The organism is Peribacillus sp. NPDC096448 (assembly GCF_044762675.1).
Taxonomy (GTDB): Bacteria; Bacillota; Bacilli; order Bacillales; family DSM-1321; genus Peribacillus; species Peribacillus frigoritolerans_B.
In genome coordinates this window covers 412533-431861 of sequence record NZ_JBIWEU010000002.1, presented here as the reverse complement: position 1 = coordinate 431861, position 19329 = coordinate 412533, and the positions used below count along the sequence as shown (strand labels likewise).

Below are 19329 nucleotides of genomic sequence, written 5' to 3'. Positions count from 1 at the left end.
TAAAAGTACCTTTAATAAAACTAGCTTTTCCTCATAAAAAAAACAGTGGTAAAAAACCACTGTCAAAATTCTTTTGAGAAAAATGGAAGAAATAATTTCACCCCACGTTTATTAAAAGGTAAACATTTCAAATCTGCGATTAAATGACTTATGTATCCTAATATACAAGTGGTGAAAATTCCGTCAATCCCCATAAAGGCTTCGAATTGAAAGGCAATGATGCCAAAGAAAGCGATACCGGCAATCGAATGGGTATAACTTCTATGTGGTGTAAAAGATGCCAGGATAAAATAGGCTCCCAACAGCCATAACCAGCTTTCCTGCAAAGATAAACCGCCTCCTAATACCGCTAATCCAGTCAAGGTCAGCATATGCCTTTGCCTAATGAATGATGATATAATGATGATTCCGATTCCTGCCCCTACACCGATCCACTTTTCCGTTTCAGAGCTTTCCAAAATACTATAAATGATCATCAAAATTCCAATCGTTTGGGCTATCGTCCGGATAAACTTATGTGAAAAGGTAATCCTATTACTTAACTTCCCATCAATATCCATATCGGGCATAAGCCCTGAAACCCCACCGATGCCCACCAAGAATAAAGTGGTGGTTGGATCTGTTTGAAGTGTGTTTGCCGTCAAAAATCCAACTGTTGCCCCTAAAGCCATGTGTGCTGTACCGTTCACTGTCTCTCTCCTGTCCCTCTAAGAAGTAATCTGCTTTCAAGAAACGAATGTTTGTTCGAATCCCTGCATACTAACTATACAACATTTTGGGGAAAATTTCTTTATTTCTTATAAATAATGCTATAGTAATCAGTAATTAGAGGAAAAAAACACCCTGGTCGTACATTCAAAACACTTCTTATAAATATCCATAATTTCTTTGTTTAGGAAATTTTCATCACTCTAAATCCGCAAAATATTTTTCTGTAAATTGAAGTTTTTCATGAAATTTTATCCAAAATATGAATATACTAATCTATAAGGGGAGTGATTCAGATAGCTTTTATAAATGCCTTCAATAATTTTAAAAACGGGAAAAAGTCCAAGAAAATAAAGAACATGGATTTTCGGGAAAAGCATGTAAATAAATCGTCTGAGCTCATTGGGAACAATGAAATTGTCCAAAATATAATTAACAATCACCTTTCCAAAAAAAATAACCACTTGTAGGGTGGTTTTTTTAATTATTAGGTGAAATGGTTTCATTCTTTTCCAGCTTCTCGCTCGCTTCGTAAATATAGTTATATTGTAAATAGTAATCGTATATGACGTTTTGCAGAATCTTAAGCAATGATTTATCGAAAGTATCGAATTCAGTTTGATAACTATTTAAGACAGTGACGAATTTCCCGTCCATGTTTTCGAAATAATGGATAAGAAAATTCTTGTAATATTCACTATCGCTATTGCTTTTATTCGTAATGCACGGATCGCCGGTTTGAATGGACTTATCAAGCATCGCTTTGATTGATTTAGGCAGCTTTGCTTTTTTAAACTGGTTCAGGGTATAGATATCATAGGTAAAGGAAAGACCTAATTGATCGGAATAAAAATCCACGGCACAGTCCAGTGTATAGAGTAATGGTGTTTTAAAGTCCTTGCTGTTGGCAATTTCCTCTGATATCTCCAATTGAAATTCCTCGGATGTTAAATACGCTGCAAATTTCATTTTTGAACTGCTCATGCTGAATACTTCATAAACGGCAGCATCTTGTTTTTCAATTTCAATCTCGATATTAAAAAATTTAAAGTGTTTTAAACGGTAAAAAGCAATTGGGGCTAATAGGAAAAGCAATATCCAAACTAGGTAAAGGAATAACGTGTTAAAGATGATTTGATAAAATTCAGACGTTACGATCGGTTCGATGATTAACGATATCAATGTATGTTCAAATCCCTGAGAAACAGGGGGGGCAGGTACAGTGGTTTCTTCAGGATTTTTCAAAGTTTGGATACCTAAACGAGCCATCGCAACTAGTGTATAAACAAAAATTAAAATTGTCCCAATCACATAAAATTTTGGCATGAATCCTATAATCCTGTCGAAAACAGAAATCCGTTTATCTTTCTGCTCCTCTATAGCCAATGTGGTTGCTCCTTTTAAGATTATTAATATCAGGAAAAGTCTACAGGGACTTAGAATTTCCTGGAGACTACCTATTTAATTTATATGTTTGCAATTATGTTAAAATACGTAAAATTCGTTTAATCATTGACATATTCCAAATTACTTTCGACGTTTTCATTAAAATTAATAATAATTCGTCGTTAAAAATGCCCAACCCTCTACAGTAAAAATGAAAGGTTGAGCAAATGTTCAGGTTTTATTTAGGACGGCCCTTTATCGCAAATTCTTCGACTTTCCTTAGAAACAAATCCATGGCTTTGGATGCTTCGAAGTCCAACTTTTTCACGATCGAAAAAGGTCTTATAATGGGCTCATTTTTCAAATGAAAGGTTTTCAATTCATTGGATTTCAATTCTTTTTGTACAGTCAATCGGGATAACAAGGCAATGCCGAGTCCAGCCATCACAGCTTCTTTCACTCCTTGAATACTGGTGAAAATAAAGGTTTTCTTTATGTTTAACTCGAGACTGCTCAAAAGTTTTTCGGAATATGTACGGGTTCCCGACCCTTGCTCCCTAAGTACCCATGTTTGGTTTTGGAGCATATTGCCCTCGATGAGATCCATCTGTGAAAGTGGATGATCCGGGGGAACGACCACAATCATCTCGTCATTCATGAATGGCCTTACATCTATATCTTTATAATCCGTTTCACCTTCAATCAAGCCTATATCAAGCTTATTTGAACGGATTCCTTGAATGACATCATTTGAATTCGAGATGATGATTTGTATGTCCACCATCGGATATTGAGCAGCAAATTCTGCTAATACTTTTGGAAGGTAATATTCCCCTATCGTGAAGCTTGCACCTATTTTCATCGTTCCGCTAACCACGTTATTAAATTCATTTATTTCCCTTTTCGCTGTCTCATAATGATTAAGCATTTGCTTTGCATGTCTATACAAAATTTTTCCCGGCTCTGTTATTTGAACTTGCTTGGGGGAACGATAAATTAATTTCGTCCCTAACTCATTTTCCAGATTCCTTATGTGAAGACTGACTCCTGGCTGCGACAGGTTCAGAAGATCCCCTGCTCTTGAAAAGTTTTTCTGTTCGATTACGGTTACGAATACTTTTAACGGATCCATTGTTACCTCCCTATCTACCTATGCGTTTCATTTTATCATAAGTAGAAGTAATCATTGAAATAGCAAAAATATATTTCACTTATTTTTAATTAAGTTTTAAAGTTAAAGCATCAACATAGATGGAGTGATCACACTGGAACAAATAAAAGTTGAAACTAAAAAACATGGATTTACAAAAGGAATAGCATTGACTTTGCTAATTGCCATTGCAGCAAAATACTTAGCAGAGCTTCCATTCCTTCATATAATGGGACAGTTAGTCATTGCGATACTGATTGGTGTTGTTTGGAAATCACTAATCGGTGTCCCAGCTTACGCCGTTGCAGGGACAAATTATTCAAGTAAAGTCCTTTTGAGAGTGGGCATTATCTTATTGGGGATGCGCTTGAACCTAAAGGATATTATTAATGCCGGTCCGAAAACATTTGCAGTTGGTGCCATTAGTCTTGTATTTGGTATATTAGTAGTTTATGGATTGACCCGCCTATTTAAAGTTGAGAAAAAGCTTGGCCTATTGACAGCTTGCGGAACGGGAATTTGTGGAGCTGCTGCCATCCTGGCTATTTCCTCCCAAATAAAAGCAAAAGAAAAAGATACCGCAATAGCTGTAGCGACGGTTGCTGTTTTAGGTACAACCTTCACTTTCGGATATACGATCCTATATCCATTATTGGAGTTATCCGATCAAGGATATGGTATTTTTTCGGGTGCGACACTCCATGAAATTGCTCACGTCATCGCTGCGGCAGCACCAGGGGGAAATGAGTCTGTCGACTTGGCTGTGGTGGTCAAATTGACTAGGGTGGCCCTGCTTATTCCCGTTGCGATTTTGGTAGGATTCGCCATGAATTGGAAAGGACGATCAACTGTTACCGGAAAGAAATTTTCCTGGAAGTCCATTCAGATGCCGTGGTTCATTTTTGGATTTTTATTAATAAGTGCCATTTATTCTTCAGGTGCAGTTCCTGAACCTTTAGCCGAAAAACTTGTTATGCTTTCCTATATCCTCATGGCTATGTCCATGGCAGGACTAGGATTGAATATTGACCTTGTAACTTTTAGGAAATATGGCGGTAAACCTTTTATAGCTGGACTGATCGGCTCTATATTATTGACTTGCCTCGGGTATGTATTGGTTCAGACTTTCCATTTAAATTAACTTTTCAATTAAAACAAGCATCCCTTAATCGGCATGCTTGTTTTTTTCTATTGGATGTGGAACATTGGCACCATAAAAAATTTCATCCATTTCCGTTTGAAGCCTTTCTATAATTTCTTGCCTTTCCTCTTTATTCAGCTTTTCCTCTGTATAACCGAATAAGTAATTATTAATATCGAACCTTTTCAGCTTACATTTTGTATGGAATATATTTTCCTGGTATACATTTACATCAATCATGTCATATAAACCTTTTACTTCATCGGGAATATAGTTTTGAATGGAATTAATATCATGGTCAATGAACAATTTTCGCCCATCTTTATCTCTCGTAAAACCTCTTACTCGGTAATCGATCGTGATAATGTCGGTATCGAAGGAATGAATAAGATAATTAAGGGCTTTAAGGGGTGATATTTCTCCACAAGTAGAGACATCGATATCGGCCCTGAATGTGCTAATGCCTTCATTTGGATGGTATTCAGGGTATGTATGTACGGTAATATGGCTTTTATCCAGTTGCATGACCACATTATCAGGTAAAGGCCCTGGTGATTCCTCATAAGTCTCCATAGGTACTTCGACGACAGGTCCTTCTGAAACAAGAATGGTTACACTGGCGCCTTGAGGGACATAATCCTGTTTGGCCGTATTTAAAACATGTGCCCCTATTAAATCCGCAACATTGTGCAGGATCTTCGAAAGCCGCTCTGCGTTATATTGTTCATCGATATAATCCAGGTAGGCCTCCCTTTCTTCCCTGGTTTTTGTGTAACAAATATCATACATATTAAAGCTTAAAGATTTCGTAAGATTATTAAAGCCATGCAGTTCAATACGCTGCTCAGGTGTAAGTTTCATGATTGATTCCCCTTATACTTATTTTAGGACTACCCTTATAGTTACCCTTTTTCTGAAATAAAAAACTAAGTCTGCCAGTATAAGCTTCTGACTTCTTATCGGTAAGCAAAGGAAGAGCCATTGCATTCACATGCAATGGCTTCAGTTTTAGACAGTATGAATTTTTTTCTTCTTTATCGGTGAAAGAATCCGTTCCAGCCATCCGAGTAAAAGATCTGAGAGAATGGCCATCAATGCCGTCGGAATTGCTCCTGCAAGTATGATTGCCGTTCCATTTGAAGCATTCGTTCCCCTGACAATGATATCCCCGAGTCCGCCTGCCCCTACGAATGTACCGACAGCAGTTACTCCGATTGCAACGACAAGCGCTGTACGTAAGCCAGCCATGATGACAGATAGAGATAATGGCAGTTCGACCATTCTTAGTAACTGGAGCTTTGTCATTCCCATTGCCTTTCCAGATTCTAAATAAGCATGATCTATACTTGTAATTCCGATATAAGTGTTCCTCAGGATTGGCAGTAAGGAATATAAAAACAATGATAAGATTACCGTATTTGTTCCTAAGCCCATTACTAGCATCAAGAGTGCAAGCATAGCCAATGCTGGTGTGGTTTGTATGACATTCGTTATCGAAAATACCCAATTACTCAATTTCTTATGTTTCGCGATGAAAATGCCTATTGGGATGGCTACAATTGCTGCAAATAACACTCCATAAGCAGACATTAAAAAATGGCGATAGAATTCAGTGAGTACATACATCCAATTTTGGGAATAATAGGTTTCCAGCTGTTGCAAGGTTTCCATTAGTTTGCACCTCCCAATTATTCAAAATATTTATGTGCTTCAAGGAATTCCGATGCTACGACCGATGGCTCCTTCAAGTTCCCATCAACTTCATAATTCAGTTCCTGCATGGTTTCAGTAGTGATTTCGCCAATTAACTTGTTAAGTTCCTCTTCAATTTCAGGATAACGTTCCAACAATTCTTCGGTAACGACCGGTGAACAGTCATATGGAGGGAAATACTGTTTATCATCTTCTAAAAGCTTCAAATCATTAACCTTAATCCGTCCATCTGAGGAATATGCAAGGACAATATCCATCTGGCCATTTTTGACTGCATCATATACCAAGCCAATCTGCATCGGATAAGTTTCCCCAAATTCCAATCCATATGTATCGACGAACCCTTTATAACCATCCCCTTTTCTTTTAAGCCAAGCACTATCCACACCTAATCTTAAATTATCTGCATCCTTTTCCAGATCCGATATTTTCTTATATCCTTTTTCCACAGCCAATTCATTTGAAATAGTAAAGGCATACGTGTTATCGAATCCATAAGAATCAAAAAATTTGAACCCATATTGTTCTTTGAATTCCCTTTGAACTATTTCCATCGCCTTTACTGGGTCCTTTTCGATTTCCTGTCCCAGGACACTCGTTAAATCAGTCCCTGTATATCGAGTTGCGGCTATATCGATATCACCTGTCTCCATCGCTTTTTGCTGAACGAAATTCGAACCTAGATTTTTGATGATTTTCGTATCAAGTTCCGTATTCCTTTCAATGAGTTGAGCGATCATGTTCGCCAGGATTTCGGATTCGGTCATGCTTTGGGCACCGATCTTTACAGTAGTTTCAGAAGATGATCCTAAACCAGGCAAAGAACAGCCGGTGATCATTAATGAACAAACTAAAAGGGCCAATAAAATTGTACTTCTTATTTTTTTATACATGGTAATCCTCCTCAAGCAACTTCCTTCATACCTTTCAACCCTTTTGGTACGACTTTTCGTTCTATGATCGAGAATACATAATCAACCAGGATAGCCATGATGATTACCGGAACTGCACCAGCGATGATATATTCTGTTTGGTATAAATTCAAACCGATAAAAATGTAATCTCCTAGTCCTCCGCCTCCAATAAAGGAAGCTAAGGTGGCCCATCCAATTAAATAGACGGATGCCGTACGGATACCAGCCATAATGACGGAAAGTGCAAGCGGGAATTCAACCAGACGAATCCTCTCCCAGCTTGTCATCCCGATGCCGCGTCCGGATTCAAGCAGATTTTCATTTACGCCCTTAATGCCTGTGTATGTATTCCTGAGTATGGGTAAAACGGAATAGAAAAATAACGCAATGATTGCGGGTGTTTTCCCAACGCCGAGGAAAGGAATGAAAAAGGCAAGGACCGCTAGGCTCGGCAGTGTCTGCATAATGTTTGCAATTCCGATTATAATCGATGCGCTCCTTTTCATTCGCGTCAACATAATCCCAAGTGGTACAGCGACTATTATTCCAATGAAAACAGCGATCATGGAAATATATAAGTGCTCCCATGCTTTATATATCAATTCTTGCCAGTTCGTTTGTAAAAAATCGAGCATTGTTTCCATCTCATATACCTCCTAAAACATTTCTACTATTTCTGCCACTTGATTTTCTTCCTCTCCCCAAATGCTGTCATATACGATGTCGACCAATGTAGCCCTAGTGACAATTCCGACCAAATGTTTATTCTGGTCAACTACAGGCACATATTTGAAACCTCGTTTTAAAATCTTTTGAACGGAATCGCGGATTAAAGTATCCTGTTTCACTGAATAGACATCAGTATTGATGACTTCGCTGATAAATTTAGCTTTTTTTCGGTATTCACTGATCGTTTCAACATCTACGAACCCTTTCAAAACATTTTGCTCATCGACCACAAGTAAAGAATCGACCCTTTTCTCGCGCATTATCGCAATAGCATCGGTAAGGGATTTTTCCTCTGTAATGGATATTGGATTTCGACTCATGATTTGTTCAACCAACTCAACATTGGGTCTTGTTTGAAGCAAACGATCTTTACCGATGAATTCTTCAACAAACTCATTGGCTGGGTTTCTGAGGATTTCATCCGGTGTTCCCACTTGGACGATTTCACCAGCCTTTAAGATGACGATCTTGTCGGCTAGCTTAATGGCTTCATCCATATCATGCGTAACAAAAACGATTGTTTTATCAAGTGTGCGCTGCAGATTTTTAAATTCCTCCTGAAGGGCATCGCGGGTGATTGGATCTAGTGCGCCAAAAGGTTCATCCATTAAAATGAGTGGAGGATTGGAAGCGAGTGCTCTGAGAACGCCTATCCTTTGTTGCTGCCCGCCGCTTAATTCGTAGGGATACCTTTCCAGGTATTCGGGTCCCATATCGACAAGCTTAAGCAATTCCAGTGCGCGTTCCTTTTTCTTCTGTTCATTCCATTTAAGAAGTTTTGGAACGAGGGTGATATTTTCAAGAATAGTCATGTGAGGGAAAAGTCCGATTTGCTGGATAACGTACCCGATCTGTCTTCTTAGCTCAACTGGGTCTTTATCCAAAATATTTTCTCCATTAATAAGTATCTTCCCTTCAGATGGTTCGATAAGACGGTTAATCATTTTCATTGTTGTTGTCTTTCCACATCCACTCGGACCAATGAAGCAAATGAACTCCCCTTTTTTAATATCCAATGATATATTTTTTACAGCTTTCTTCCCTCCCTTATAGATTTTCGATACATTTTCGATTTTTAACATAAAAAGCACCTCCATCATTCGCATACAATTACAAATTTTACAAAAATATTAATTTTCCATATGCACAGTCTCTTGTACCCATAAGGTAAACTGTATAAACATTTTTTTATAAAAACTAGTTCATTGTATTTATTTTGAAAAAATGGTAAAAAAACCGCCCCGTTTTAACCGAGGCAGTTGATAGCTATATAGTATTAAAGATGAATTAAAACCCTATATTTTTAGCAATCAGGGTTTTTATGGTTTCATCTGTCCCTGTAAAGAATGTTGACAAAGGAATGTCCCGATGACGCCGGGCAATTTTATCGTCACCCATACTACCGTAACCATCATGTAACTGCATGCACTTATCAGATATTCGCTTAGACATCTCCGTTATCCATTGTTTAGCCATCGATACTTCAGTTATGATATTCTCCCCAGTCATATGTTTACAGATCAACCCATCAATAAACGTTCTTCCCAGATGAATATCTGTCGCTATTTCAGCAATGGTAAACTGTGCATTTTTAAATTTACTTATTTTCTTATCAAACGCTTTTTGTCTTTTTATAAAATTCATCGTTAAGTGAAGCATGTCTTTCGCTGCCATTAAAGACCTGATTGCACACATTAGTCTTTCCTGCTGCATTTTTTGCATGATATATGAAAGGCCCTTCCCTTCCTCCCCAAGGAGGTTGCCAACTGGAACTGAAGCATCATCGAAAAATAGTTCAGCTGTGCCTGAGTTTCCCTGTTCTGATTTACTAAGCTTTCTTCCCGGTGATAACCCTGGTGTATCTTTATCAATGAGCAGTAAACTGATTCCGTCCTTGGGGGGAACAGCATTAAGATCTGTTTTGCATGCTACTATCATGAAGTCAGCTTTAAAGCCATTTGTAACAAACGTTTTGGCTCCATTGACAACATAATACCCATCTTTCTTGATGGCTGTGGTTTGAATATCAGCCAATTCCGATCCCATTTCCGGCTCTGTCAATGCAAAGGCAGAAATCATTTCTCCAGTAATGAACTTTGGTAAATATCTTTGTTTTTGATTTATTGTTCCGAATGAGGCAATATAAGGGGCTACAACGTCAGAATGAATTGATATTCCTCCTAAGGCTGATCCAACCATCTCCAATTCCTCTGCCAGCACAACTGAATATCCAAAATCTGCTCCTATTCCCCCGAATTCCACTTCAATCCATGGACATAAAAATCCATTATCTCCTATCTTTTCCCAAAACGAGCAAGGTATTTCCCCCTCTTTTTCCCATTGATCATAAAAGGGGACAGCCTCCTTGGCGAGAAATTCACGAATTGATTGTTTAAATAATAAGTGTTCTTCCGTTAGGAAGGAACGGGAATCATCTTTATTTATTGCCATCGTGCTAGCCATGGGTTAACCTCCATTCTCTAATGATTTTGTACTTATAATCACTGCCATGATCAAGTTAAATATGTTGAAGGTCATGATGTAAACGGTTACAATTTCAAGCACATAAAATGTTCCACAATATTCATGTTCAACAAAAGTTTGGAATTCCCTTTTAAAAATCTATTTTTTACCATTTTAAATTATTTGATTATTACTTAACTGCCTTTCATTTGGTTTTATCATATATTCTGTCGAGGTTATTCTTGGAATATAAACATTTAATAATTAGACAAGATTGCTTTTCACACTCTAATTTGATTGCTTTTTTGCTTAATACAATTGTTGCTGTAACAGCCTCCGTTAAAGCAATAAACCACCTAATGGCATGTCCTTACGATTACTATTTTGGGCCATGCCCAATAACCCCCCAAAAGCTTTTTGGAAGGATTTTTCTCTGATTCTGTTAATTAGGCAAAATCTATTAACGTTTCTTTTCTCCTTAATAAACCGTAATTCCTAATAATACAGACAATGATTCCAGGTTTTCTAAACACGATTATTGACTAGTAAATCTTTCATGGTTTATATTAAATCCTTCATAACTTCTTTTTTGATAAGAACACCTTTAGCAAACTGTTAAGGAATCCGTTAATTCAAATACTTTTTGGGTTCTTGTAAAAGATTCTTGATTATGCCGAGGTATTCCAATCCATTCGAAACATCATTCATGGCTGGAAATATAAGTTTCTATATTACCTTCCATAAGCGATAATATCTCTATTCCTTCCGGTAATTGACCAAATGCCTTTTCACAAAATACCGAAATCATATTATTAAATAAAAGGTTCATTTCTTCGTGTGTATCAATTCCTAAACCTTCTTAGTCGTCTGACTTATTGGGAGAAGTTTATAATATCGACTTACAACTTGGCTAGCCACAAATTGAACCATCTTCCTCCAACCCGATTGAGTTGTGATTTTTCCTTCTATATGAAAAAAGTAAAGTTGATAAGGACATCTTATAAAATCTTGTAAATGGTAATCAGTTAAAGTAGCAATGCAAATCCGATGTTCCTTACCGATCATTCCCTTCATCTCTCTTTCCTCATAAAATTTCAAATTCTAAATTGAAGTGACAAAACTATTCTTTATAAATTCCCTTCCAAAATTTTGGCAGTTTATGATATCCTCATCATCTGGGGTTAATTCTACTTTTAACCCTTCCAGGACAATAACAGCACCCTGTTCCCTTAGTTTTTCGGTCAAAATATCTACGGCTGCACCATATTGTAGGTAAGATGAATCACAGGAACCAAACACCGCAGCTTTCTTTCCTGTTAGATCAATATGATCCATTTCCTCATAAAAGTCTAAAAAATCATCCGGTAATTCTCCGTCTCCCCACGTATATGCTCCTAATATGATCCCATCGTAATCTCCAAGTATGGAAGCTTCAGGACCATCCATTATATCTAACTTTTCGATACTCATATCACTGATTTCTGTGATTCCTTCTGCAATGGCATTCGCCATTTCTTCTGTATTTCCACTCATACTGGCAAAAATTATAATGATTTTAAACATGATAAGTTCCCCTTCCAACAACTCGAACGATTTATTGTTTTTATGTTATAAGTACATGAAACTTGTTTTCTTAAAAAGCATGTACATCTGCAGAGTTCATTTTATTCTTTATTTTTTGTACGTTGCTCAGTTCATCGGCAAATGAAAGAAATGACTCCCTATCATGTGCATCGAGTGCTTCGTTTACTTTAAAACTCAAATGGTTAATTTTAAGGTTCAAATCCAAAATGGAGCAAATGCTGCCCTTGGAATACAGTTCCTCGATATCCTCCGCGTGCAAAAAAAACTGAAACTCGTTGTTGACAACTATTAAAAAGTGCCATCCTAGGCAATCAATGTACTTCCGTTCGTTTGTAATTGTCCAAACATCTCCTTGAAGAAACTCAATTATATGTTGGTGCCTTTGACTCGGACAGCAGCAGCTTACTTCATTCTGAAAAGGTTCTAATATTGTAAAATTTTTATCCATAGGTGTTCCTCCTTCACTCACATTCAGTTTTTTTGAATTCTTCTTTAATCTTGCTTCTTTGTCGGTCAGTCTGTTTTTTGGCAGAGTTACCGTCTATTCTGTTGGGTTGACTCATTTTTTAATTTTTTCCTGGTCCCACCTTTTTAAATTCGGAAATCTTTATATTAACATGAAGATAACTAATCGAAATTGATAATCATTTTCAATTAGTATTTTATGTGATAATGATTATCATTGTCAATCTGTTTTTGCCAAGTTTTCTTATTTTTGTTTTGTTGCTTTGAAAATAGATGCCTAGCTACTGCTGCCTAGTACAAAAAAATACTCTGGAGAATATCTCATCCCAGAGTATTTTTTTACGCTATACAACTATTTTATCGTTTTTCCATTAATGACAACACACTTCCCATTTGTTTGTTTCTTTATCATCCTTCCATCCTTGATGTATACAGTGTAAGTATTATTGACTTTAGCATCTAATTTTGCTAGGTCTCCCGTTATTGCTATGATATTTTTGGCAGCTTCCCTCTTCAGATTATCCATAACTTTCTTTTTCCATTGTTCCCGTTTTTTTTCATCAACCATCAGGATCCCATCCTTCTTGTTTGATTTATGTCTTCTCCCTGATATAGAGTATTAAATTTTTATTAACTTGTTACCCTTATGCTTTTCCTTATTAATCCGTTTAGAATTCTTTTTTTGTTTTCTAACATAACAGGTTACGGTAAAATTAGTGAATGATTCAGGTACAAGCTTTTTTAGCAGGAAATAATCAACGATAACTATGCAAGGGTTTTCCTCATAAAAATGTTTTATGGTATGATAGTTAGATTGTTTTTCCACCCTGTTGACACTTTTACATTCATCTAGGAAAGAGGTATTTATGCACACCACAGAATTAACCAAGCGGCATTGGCTGCTCATCTTAACACTTACTTTATTAACATTTGTTCTCGGGACAAGCGAATTTGTTATCGTCGGGATCTTAACCGATATTTCCTCGAGTCTCCATATAACAAATGCAAAAGCAGGCACACTCGTTTCTGCGTTTGCCATTACGTTTGCCATTGCCACACCGCTTGTTATGTCGGCAACAAGCCATTTTCCAAAACGGAAATGGATGTTGTTTTTGATAGGTTCGTTCATCATCCTGAATGCTTTGTGCGTGATTTCGACGACCTACGTCATGCTCCTTGCACTTCGGATGATGACTGCGATTGCAACAGGAGTTTTAATTTCTCTTGCCATGATTGTTGCCAGTGAAAACATGCCAATCGCAAAACGTGGACTTGCTATATCATTCGTTTTCGGTGGTTTTACTCTTGCAAACGTGATCGGAGTACCAATTGGCACTGTCATCGCTGAAAGGTACGACTGGAATGCAACCTTCCTGTTAACGACTTTTCTCGGTGGAATTGCTTTTTTGGCATCTTTCTTCATTTTGCCTACTATGCACAGTCCATTTCGAAGTTCAATGCGTGATCAATTTTCTTTGTTAACACACCCACGAATCTTAATGGCTTTTTTCATCCCATCGCTTGGATTTGGAGCGACGTATGCCGTTTATACGTATCTTGTTCCGATCCTGAAAGGAATGGAAGCACCAAGTGGTTCAATCAGTTGGATCTTGTTTGGCTACGGATTTATTTCCATTTTCAGCAACATACTCGCTGGTAAAATTGCCAGCTACAATGCCATCGGGCGCCTTAGGTTTGTCTTCCTCGTCCAAGCAGTTGTTCTGATCAGTTTATATTGGTCGACAGATAATTTTATCTTTGGCTTGGTTAACATTAGCTTGATGTCATTAATGGCCATCCTTTTAACAACATCTACCCAGCTTTATTTGATAGACCTAGCCGGTATTTATCAACCTAAAGCTACAGGACTGGCTGCTTCACTGATGCCAGTGGCAAGCAATGTCGGTATCGCCTTTGGTTCCGCATTAGGCGGAATTGTATACCATCAGGGAAATTTGATGAGTGTAACATTGGTGGGCGGGCTGATTGCTATCTTGGCAAGTCTTCTAACTTTCCTAAGTCATCGCTTAGACCAGAAACAAAAGAAGCCAGCATAAGAGAAAAGTACGAACGCCAATGAAAGATCTTTTCTTGCTGCATGGCTTCCCATGGGTTGAACAAGATCCTAATAAACAGTAATATAGCCTAGGTAAAATTAGGGGATGAACGACGCAGATCAAGTCTAAATTCGATATTGTATCCAAGTCGAATGACTTTCGGGATTAAGATACAAAAACAAACATTATGTAAATATTTCAATAAACCAGAAGTATTTCCCAAATTATCATGATTCATTTAATGTTCCCCATTCTTCCTTCCGTTTTGGCTGGAATGTGGATTGCTAGATATCAGTTATTAACAAAGCCTGAACAGCATTTAAGAACACTTTATTTCATAACTATTATTGGGTTGACTGTCTCATTCCTAGGAGCGTTGCCTTTATCCTTTATAGGGAGCGTGTGGCACCCTAGGTTCTTTATAGCAGGTTTAATATCCGGACTGCACATGTTAACAGGAATCGCCGGAGGACTAGCCTATGCCGCCATCTTTGGATGGATTGGGGCAAGGTTAATAAATCCTGGGTTCATGAGCCATTCTTTAATGGCTTTAGGGAAACGTTCATTAACTTTTTATGTTTGGAATGAGGCAATGCTTGTTCTATTTCTATCACCAGTAGCACTTGATTTAGGAGGGCGTGTGAGTAACGGTATAGCTGCTATGTTAGCAGTAGGAATTTGGGTCCTTTCTGTCGTTTTGGCGACTTTATTAGAAAAAAATAATCTGTATGGTCCATTGGAAATTTCATTAAGGCGATTAGTATATAAACATCAATAATCAAAAAGAAAACCGAACATTTAAGTACGGTTTTCTTTTATTATTCATCTACTTCATTATATTAAAATACTAAAAATGTAATACCACATTTAGAACATTTTTTTCATACATAGCAATAGATCATTTGGAGAAATTTCTTTACCACTCCGATTTAAATTTAATAATCATCCTGTCAAATTTTCTTTTGAATTCTTAATGACGATATGCATTTAGCTTGGCATAATTTAAAAACCTCATTACTTATGTTGCGGTTCCACCACTACAAGGACATAGGTGTAGCATTTGTTAATAACGGAGAAATATCAAAAGTTAATATAACAATATCCCCAAAACAAATTGTTTCACATAAACAGCACTTACAATTATTTTGGTTATTTTATCCTCATTATGATCTAAATATGATATTCCTTCTTCAAGAAACCTGCCACTCTTGTTGTATAAGAAAAGAAGCTGCTGAACAGCTCCCGGTAATGAAGTAAAACACCTTTTGAGTTTAAATGAAATTATTCACAATTTTAGTAGTATCATTAACATAATAAATACCCATTTTTAAAAATCCACCTCTAAGAACTAGAGGTAAGGTGATATAAATTCAATTAAACTTTACATAGTCCCCTTCTTTTATTTGATTCTTTTCAAACCATCCAAGATTCACTTCAATCGCATAATAATAATAAAGTCCCGGATCATACGTAGGGCAATAATCCTCTATACAAGGCTCCATATCAAGTATTTTTAGAATTTTCCCATATGAATCAAGAAAAGCAATAGATAAAGGAATAAATGTGTTTTTCATCCAAAAGCCACCATATATTTCTTCTGAAAACACAAATAACATCCCCTCATTTTCCGGTAATTTGCTAACAAACATCAAGCCCTTTTCTCTTTTTTTTTGAGTATCTGCAACTTGAACATTTAATCTAGTTACCTTGTTTCCACTGAGTATTTTTATCATTTTTGTTTTAATTCTATTTTTCATGTTCACTCACCTTCGCAGGGAATAGACGTTTTTCGAAAAAAAGAAAGTTTCTATCTTATGAACTCCTTTTTAAAAGTCATCAACTTTCCTTCTCTGCTTATAAATAATAAAAAGAAAGTTGGAGATAAAACGAATACAGTTGAAATAATAACTAAGCAAGGTCCATTTCGCTTCTAATACTTTATTCTATGGCTTTTATATTTAATACTCTGTTTTCGATAATCACAGCAACTGTATATAAAAGCACAGGTGTTTTTTGGAGTCTTTCATGAACTAAAATAAGAAATGGAGAGTTTTTAGTAATTAACACAAAACCTATTGTCCCTGATGAAGTAATAATGCCATGTGTGTTGAGGCGAAGCTTATCCCTGATTGAAATCAGCGAGAATGCGAGAGCCTGTTCCATATCGCAGTAGCATTATTGAAGAACGAGCTAAAAAGCATGATCAAATTAAAAATGTACTTGAAGGTGCAAAAATCAAATTAGGCAATTTCGTTTATGAAATTAATGGCGTTTCATTAAAGGACATGCCTCTTGTGACCAAAGCACCTTGTTATACCGCATTCCTATTACGACTATAAACAAAGTTCTCTTTTCTACTGATGAAGGGTTCACTTAATGTCCAGCCGCGGTTGCCGTGCATTATTCCTTTGTAACTATTTCTCATACCTCATATGCCCATTAAATGGATTACGTTAGCGTCCTATACGGTTGGAATAACTGTAATGAATCAAGCAAACCTGCTGTCCGAATAGCACCTCGAAGGACTGAGTAACGGATACTTTAGTTCTTTAATTGATTTCGGCAAGTCCCCTGGAAAGTGTTAGAGACACCATAAGGAACCCGTTCGGGGTTCCCCGCTAAAATATATCTTTATAACATTACTATGCCCTAGTTAACAAAGGCAGTTTTTTTGTTTGAATGTTCGATTATGTATTATGTTAAATGTTCTTGTTTTACTTTTTAAGACTTCATCTTTTAAGTCACTGTTCAGCTTTTCTCATTGGGAAATGCCTCAACATGAGCGCTGATGAGGATCCTTAAAAAAATCCTCCCTATTTAGCACCTTTCATAAGGTCCATCCCAGGACCTGTACAACTGTACTACGTAACGTCATACGGTATCAGCAAGGCTACTATCATAGGGGGATTTGGTGGAATGGAATAGTATATTATATGCTCAATATTCCAATTGATGTCGAATAGTCATACATATCCGCATAAGCCCCCGATGCCCTACCCATGTTTGGATATACCCCCTTCACCACGAAGGGCTAAAGGGATCTTGTTTTCTAAGAAGGGTATTTTTGATACTGAAAGGCTAGGTGCTAGATTTAGAATGGAGCACTAATCCATTGATGGACAAAAAAGGGTCAGCATTTCTTTACATAATGAATGCTGACCCTGGTTTTTTTACAAAAATCTCTGAATGAGAGTCCTTCTTTAAAGCCTTTTATTGATACTTCTCATGAAGTCTTTCGTAACGCTTGATAATTTCTCCTGAGCTTCCTTCATCGAGCTTCCTTGAACACCGAAATAAAATTTAATTTTAGGTTCTGTTCCGGAAGGTCGTAAACATACCCATGTCCCATCTTCAAGAAAGTATTTTAAAACGTTCGACTTTGGGAGCTTGATCTCCTCTTCCCTATTTGGCCCAAACATGTATTTTTTACTGCTGAGATAATCCTCTTGAACCACTACTTGTTGACCAGAGATTTGAGCTGGTGGATTTTCCCGGAATTCATTGAGAATCGCCTGAATTTGCTTGGCACCTTCAATTCCTTTTAAAGTCAACGACCGTAAATCTTCCAAGTAATATCCATATTTATTGAAAACATCCAGTAAACCTTCGTACATCGTTTTACCTTGCTTTTTGTAATAGGCACAGACTTCCACTGCCAGAATAGTAGCCTGGATGGCATCCTTATCCCGAGCAAAATCTTTGATTAAATATCCATAGCTTTCTTCATAGCCAAACAGGAAAGAATGTTCTCCACTTGTGTGGTATTCATTGATTTTTTCAGCAATGTATTTAAATCCAGTTAAAACATCTACGGTTTTTAAACCATTTTGCTCAGAAATCGCCCGTCCTATTTCCGAAGTCACGATGGTCTTTAATACGACTCCATTATGAGGAAGGCTCCCTTTCCTTTGTTTTTGTGAAATTAAATAATCTAAAAAGAGAGCGCCTGTTTGGTTGCCTGTTAATACGACATAATCTCCAGCATTATTCTTCACGCTAATTCCGAGCCTATCCGCATCCGGGTCGGTGGCAATCAATAAATCAGCATTAATACGGTTTCCAAGCGCAATGGCCAGTTCAAAAGCAGCATGTTCCTCTGGATTAGGCACTTTAACAGTAGGAAAATTAGCATCAGGTATTTCCTGTTCTTTAACAATTTGGACATTTCGATATCCTAGATCATGCAAAGCGCGTTTTACTGATTTATTGGCTGTACCATGAAGCGGTGTAAACACGAGCTTTACATCGATTTCATCTGCCAATTTTGAATCTTCCGGAATAGTGAGCAAATGCTCATTATAAGCCGTATCCAGCTCCTCCCCAATGATTTGAATGAGCCCTCTGTCCTTTAAGACTTCTTCTTCCTCCACTACAATGGAAAGCTCACTTTCAATCGCGTTCACGTAATCAATGACCTGATCCGCCGCTTCAGGAAGTAGCTGTGCCCCGTCTGAACCATACACTTTATACCCATTATATTCACGCGGATTATGGCTTGCTGTAATGACGATACCGGCAAATGCACTCAGCTTACGTACCGAAAAAGAGAGCTGTGGGGTAGGCCGTAATTCATCAAATAAATAAGCCTTAATTCCCTTTGTTGCCAAAGTCTTGGCTGCTTCCAATGCAAATTCGGGAGACTTATGTCTTGAATCGTAAGCAATTACGACTCCTCTGGATTTTGCCTCGTTTCCAAACGATTGAATATATTCAGCAAGTCCTACAGTCGCTTTTCGTACGGTATAAATGTTCATCCTATTCGTACCTGGACCAATTTCCCCTCGCATACCACCTGTCCCGAATTCCAAATTTTTATAAAAGGCGTCTTCAAGTGATATTTCATCATCCTTCATTTCTTCAAGCATTAAACGCATTTCATTATTTAAATTGGGATAATTTGTCCATATAGTATATAAAGACTTCCAGTCCATGAAAATACAGCTCCTTCCTGCCTGTTTGTTTTTTCTCTTGTCCGGCATTTTTTCTTTTTGATCGTAGTACACATCATTACAAGCTATC

General features: G+C 37.2%; 16 protein-coding genes and 1 pseudogene. 3 read left to right on the top strand and 14 right to left on the bottom strand.

The window, feature by feature from the left end; translation table 11 throughout:
* Positions 1-62: 62 nt before the first annotated feature.
* The 3 genes from ACIQ0C_RS05910 to ACIQ0C_RS05900 all read right to left on the bottom strand — a co-directional run bounded on the left by ACIQ0C_RS05910 (position 63) and on the right by ACIQ0C_RS05900 (position 3226).
* Complete coding sequence (locus ACIQ0C_RS05910) at positions 63-689, bottom strand: metal-dependent hydrolase (protein WP_403057958.1); 627 nt, start codon at positions 687-689, stop codon at positions 63-65.
* A gap of 499 nt (positions 690-1188) precedes the next feature.
* Positions 1189-2094 (bottom strand): hypothetical protein, encoded by a 906-nt coding sequence (locus ACIQ0C_RS05905; protein WP_402837210.1) that lies wholly within the window; start codon positions 2092-2094, stop codon positions 1189-1191.
* Between the two features lie 238 nt (positions 2095-2332).
* Complete coding sequence (locus tag ACIQ0C_RS05900) at positions 2333-3226, bottom strand: selenium metabolism-associated LysR family transcriptional regulator (protein ID WP_403057955.1); 894 nt, start codon at positions 3224-3226, stop codon at positions 2333-2335.
* A gap of 133 nt (positions 3227-3359) precedes the next feature.
* Here ACIQ0C_RS05900 and ACIQ0C_RS05895 point away from each other — a divergent pair, with 133 nt between their 5' ends.
* Positions 3360-4385 carry a YeiH family protein gene (locus tag ACIQ0C_RS05895; RefSeq protein ID WP_403058107.1) on the top strand — a complete coding sequence of 342 codons (1026 nt, stop codon included), beginning with the start codon at positions 3360-3362 and terminating at the stop codon, positions 4383-4385.
* A 24-nt stretch (positions 4386-4409) separates the two neighbouring features.
* On the opposite strand, the gene speD is transcribed toward ACIQ0C_RS05895, so the two are convergent.
* The 9 genes from speD to ACIQ0C_RS05850 form a co-directional block, all read right to left on the bottom strand.
* Positions 4410-5246 carry an adenosylmethionine decarboxylase gene (gene speD / locus ACIQ0C_RS05890; protein ID WP_264897294.1) on the bottom strand — a complete coding sequence of 279 codons (837 nt, stop codon included), beginning with the start codon at positions 5244-5246 and terminating at the stop codon, positions 4410-4412.
* A gap of 147 nt (positions 5247-5393) precedes the next feature.
* Positions 5394-6056, bottom strand: coding sequence for an ABC transporter permease (locus tag ACIQ0C_RS05885; protein ID WP_403057950.1), 663 nt, complete (start codon positions 6054-6056; stop codon positions 5394-5396).
* Between the two features lie 17 nt (positions 6057-6073).
* The gene (locus tag ACIQ0C_RS05880; protein ID WP_403057947.1) at positions 6074-6991 is read right to left on the bottom strand and encodes an osmoprotectant ABC transporter substrate-binding protein; all 918 of its coding nucleotides are present in this window, start codon (positions 6989-6991) and stop codon (positions 6074-6076) included.
* Positions 6992-7002: 11 nt separating this feature from the next.
* On the bottom strand, positions 7003-7656 hold the full coding sequence (locus tag ACIQ0C_RS05875; protein ID WP_402837220.1) for an ABC transporter permease: 654 nt from the start codon (positions 7654-7656) through the stop codon (positions 7003-7005).
* Positions 7657-7668: 12 nt separating this feature from the next.
* Positions 7669-8823, bottom strand: coding sequence for a betaine/proline/choline family ABC transporter ATP-binding protein (locus tag ACIQ0C_RS05870; RefSeq protein ID WP_403057944.1), 1155 nt, complete (start codon positions 8821-8823; stop codon positions 7669-7671).
* Between the two features lie 205 nt (positions 8824-9028).
* Positions 9029-10204 carry an acyl-CoA dehydrogenase family protein gene (locus ACIQ0C_RS05865; RefSeq protein ID WP_403057941.1) on the bottom strand — a complete coding sequence of 392 codons (1176 nt, stop codon included), beginning with the start codon at positions 10202-10204 and terminating at the stop codon, positions 9029-9031.
* 1101 nt (positions 10205-11305) lie between these two features.
* On the bottom strand, positions 11306-11767 hold the full coding sequence (locus tag ACIQ0C_RS05860; RefSeq protein ID WP_403057938.1) for a flavodoxin: 462 nt from the start codon (positions 11765-11767) through the stop codon (positions 11306-11308).
* A gap of 70 nt (positions 11768-11837) precedes the next feature.
* Positions 11838-12236: a hypothetical protein gene (locus ACIQ0C_RS05855; RefSeq protein WP_403057935.1), complete on the bottom strand. Its 399-nt coding sequence runs from the start codon at positions 12234-12236 to the stop codon at positions 11838-11840.
* 369 nt (positions 12237-12605) lie between these two features.
* Positions 12606-12821, bottom strand: a complete 216-nt coding sequence (locus ACIQ0C_RS05850; RefSeq protein WP_402837240.1) for a hypothetical protein — start codon at positions 12819-12821, stop codon at positions 12606-12608.
* Between the two features lie 298 nt (positions 12822-13119).
* On the opposite strand from ACIQ0C_RS05850, the gene ACIQ0C_RS05845 reads away from it, so the two are divergent.
* Together ACIQ0C_RS05845 and ACIQ0C_RS05840 are read left to right on the top strand one after the other, a co-directional pair.
* Positions 13120-14310 carry an MFS transporter gene (locus tag ACIQ0C_RS05845; RefSeq protein WP_403057932.1) on the top strand — a complete coding sequence of 397 codons (1191 nt, stop codon included), beginning with the start codon at positions 13120-13122 and terminating at the stop codon, positions 14308-14310.
* Between the two features lie 226 nt (positions 14311-14536).
* Positions 14537-15088 (top strand): annotated as a pseudogene (locus ACIQ0C_RS05840) (DUF418 domain-containing protein); the annotation flags it as partial.
* A 592-nt stretch (positions 15089-15680) separates the two neighbouring features.
* On the opposite strand, the gene ACIQ0C_RS05835 reads toward ACIQ0C_RS05840, so the two are convergent.
* Both ACIQ0C_RS05835 and ACIQ0C_RS05830 read right to left on the bottom strand, forming a co-directional pair.
* The gene (locus ACIQ0C_RS05835) at positions 15681-16067 is read right to left on the bottom strand and encodes a DUF192 domain-containing protein (protein ID WP_403057929.1); all 387 of its coding nucleotides are present in this window, start codon (positions 16065-16067) and stop codon (positions 15681-15683) included.
* Positions 16068-17510: 1443 nt separating this feature from the next.
* Entirely contained in the window at positions 17511-19241 is a 1731-nt protein-coding gene (locus tag ACIQ0C_RS05830; RefSeq protein ID WP_403057926.1) for a phospho-sugar mutase, read from the bottom strand.
* Positions 19242-19329: the final 88 nt, after the last annotated feature.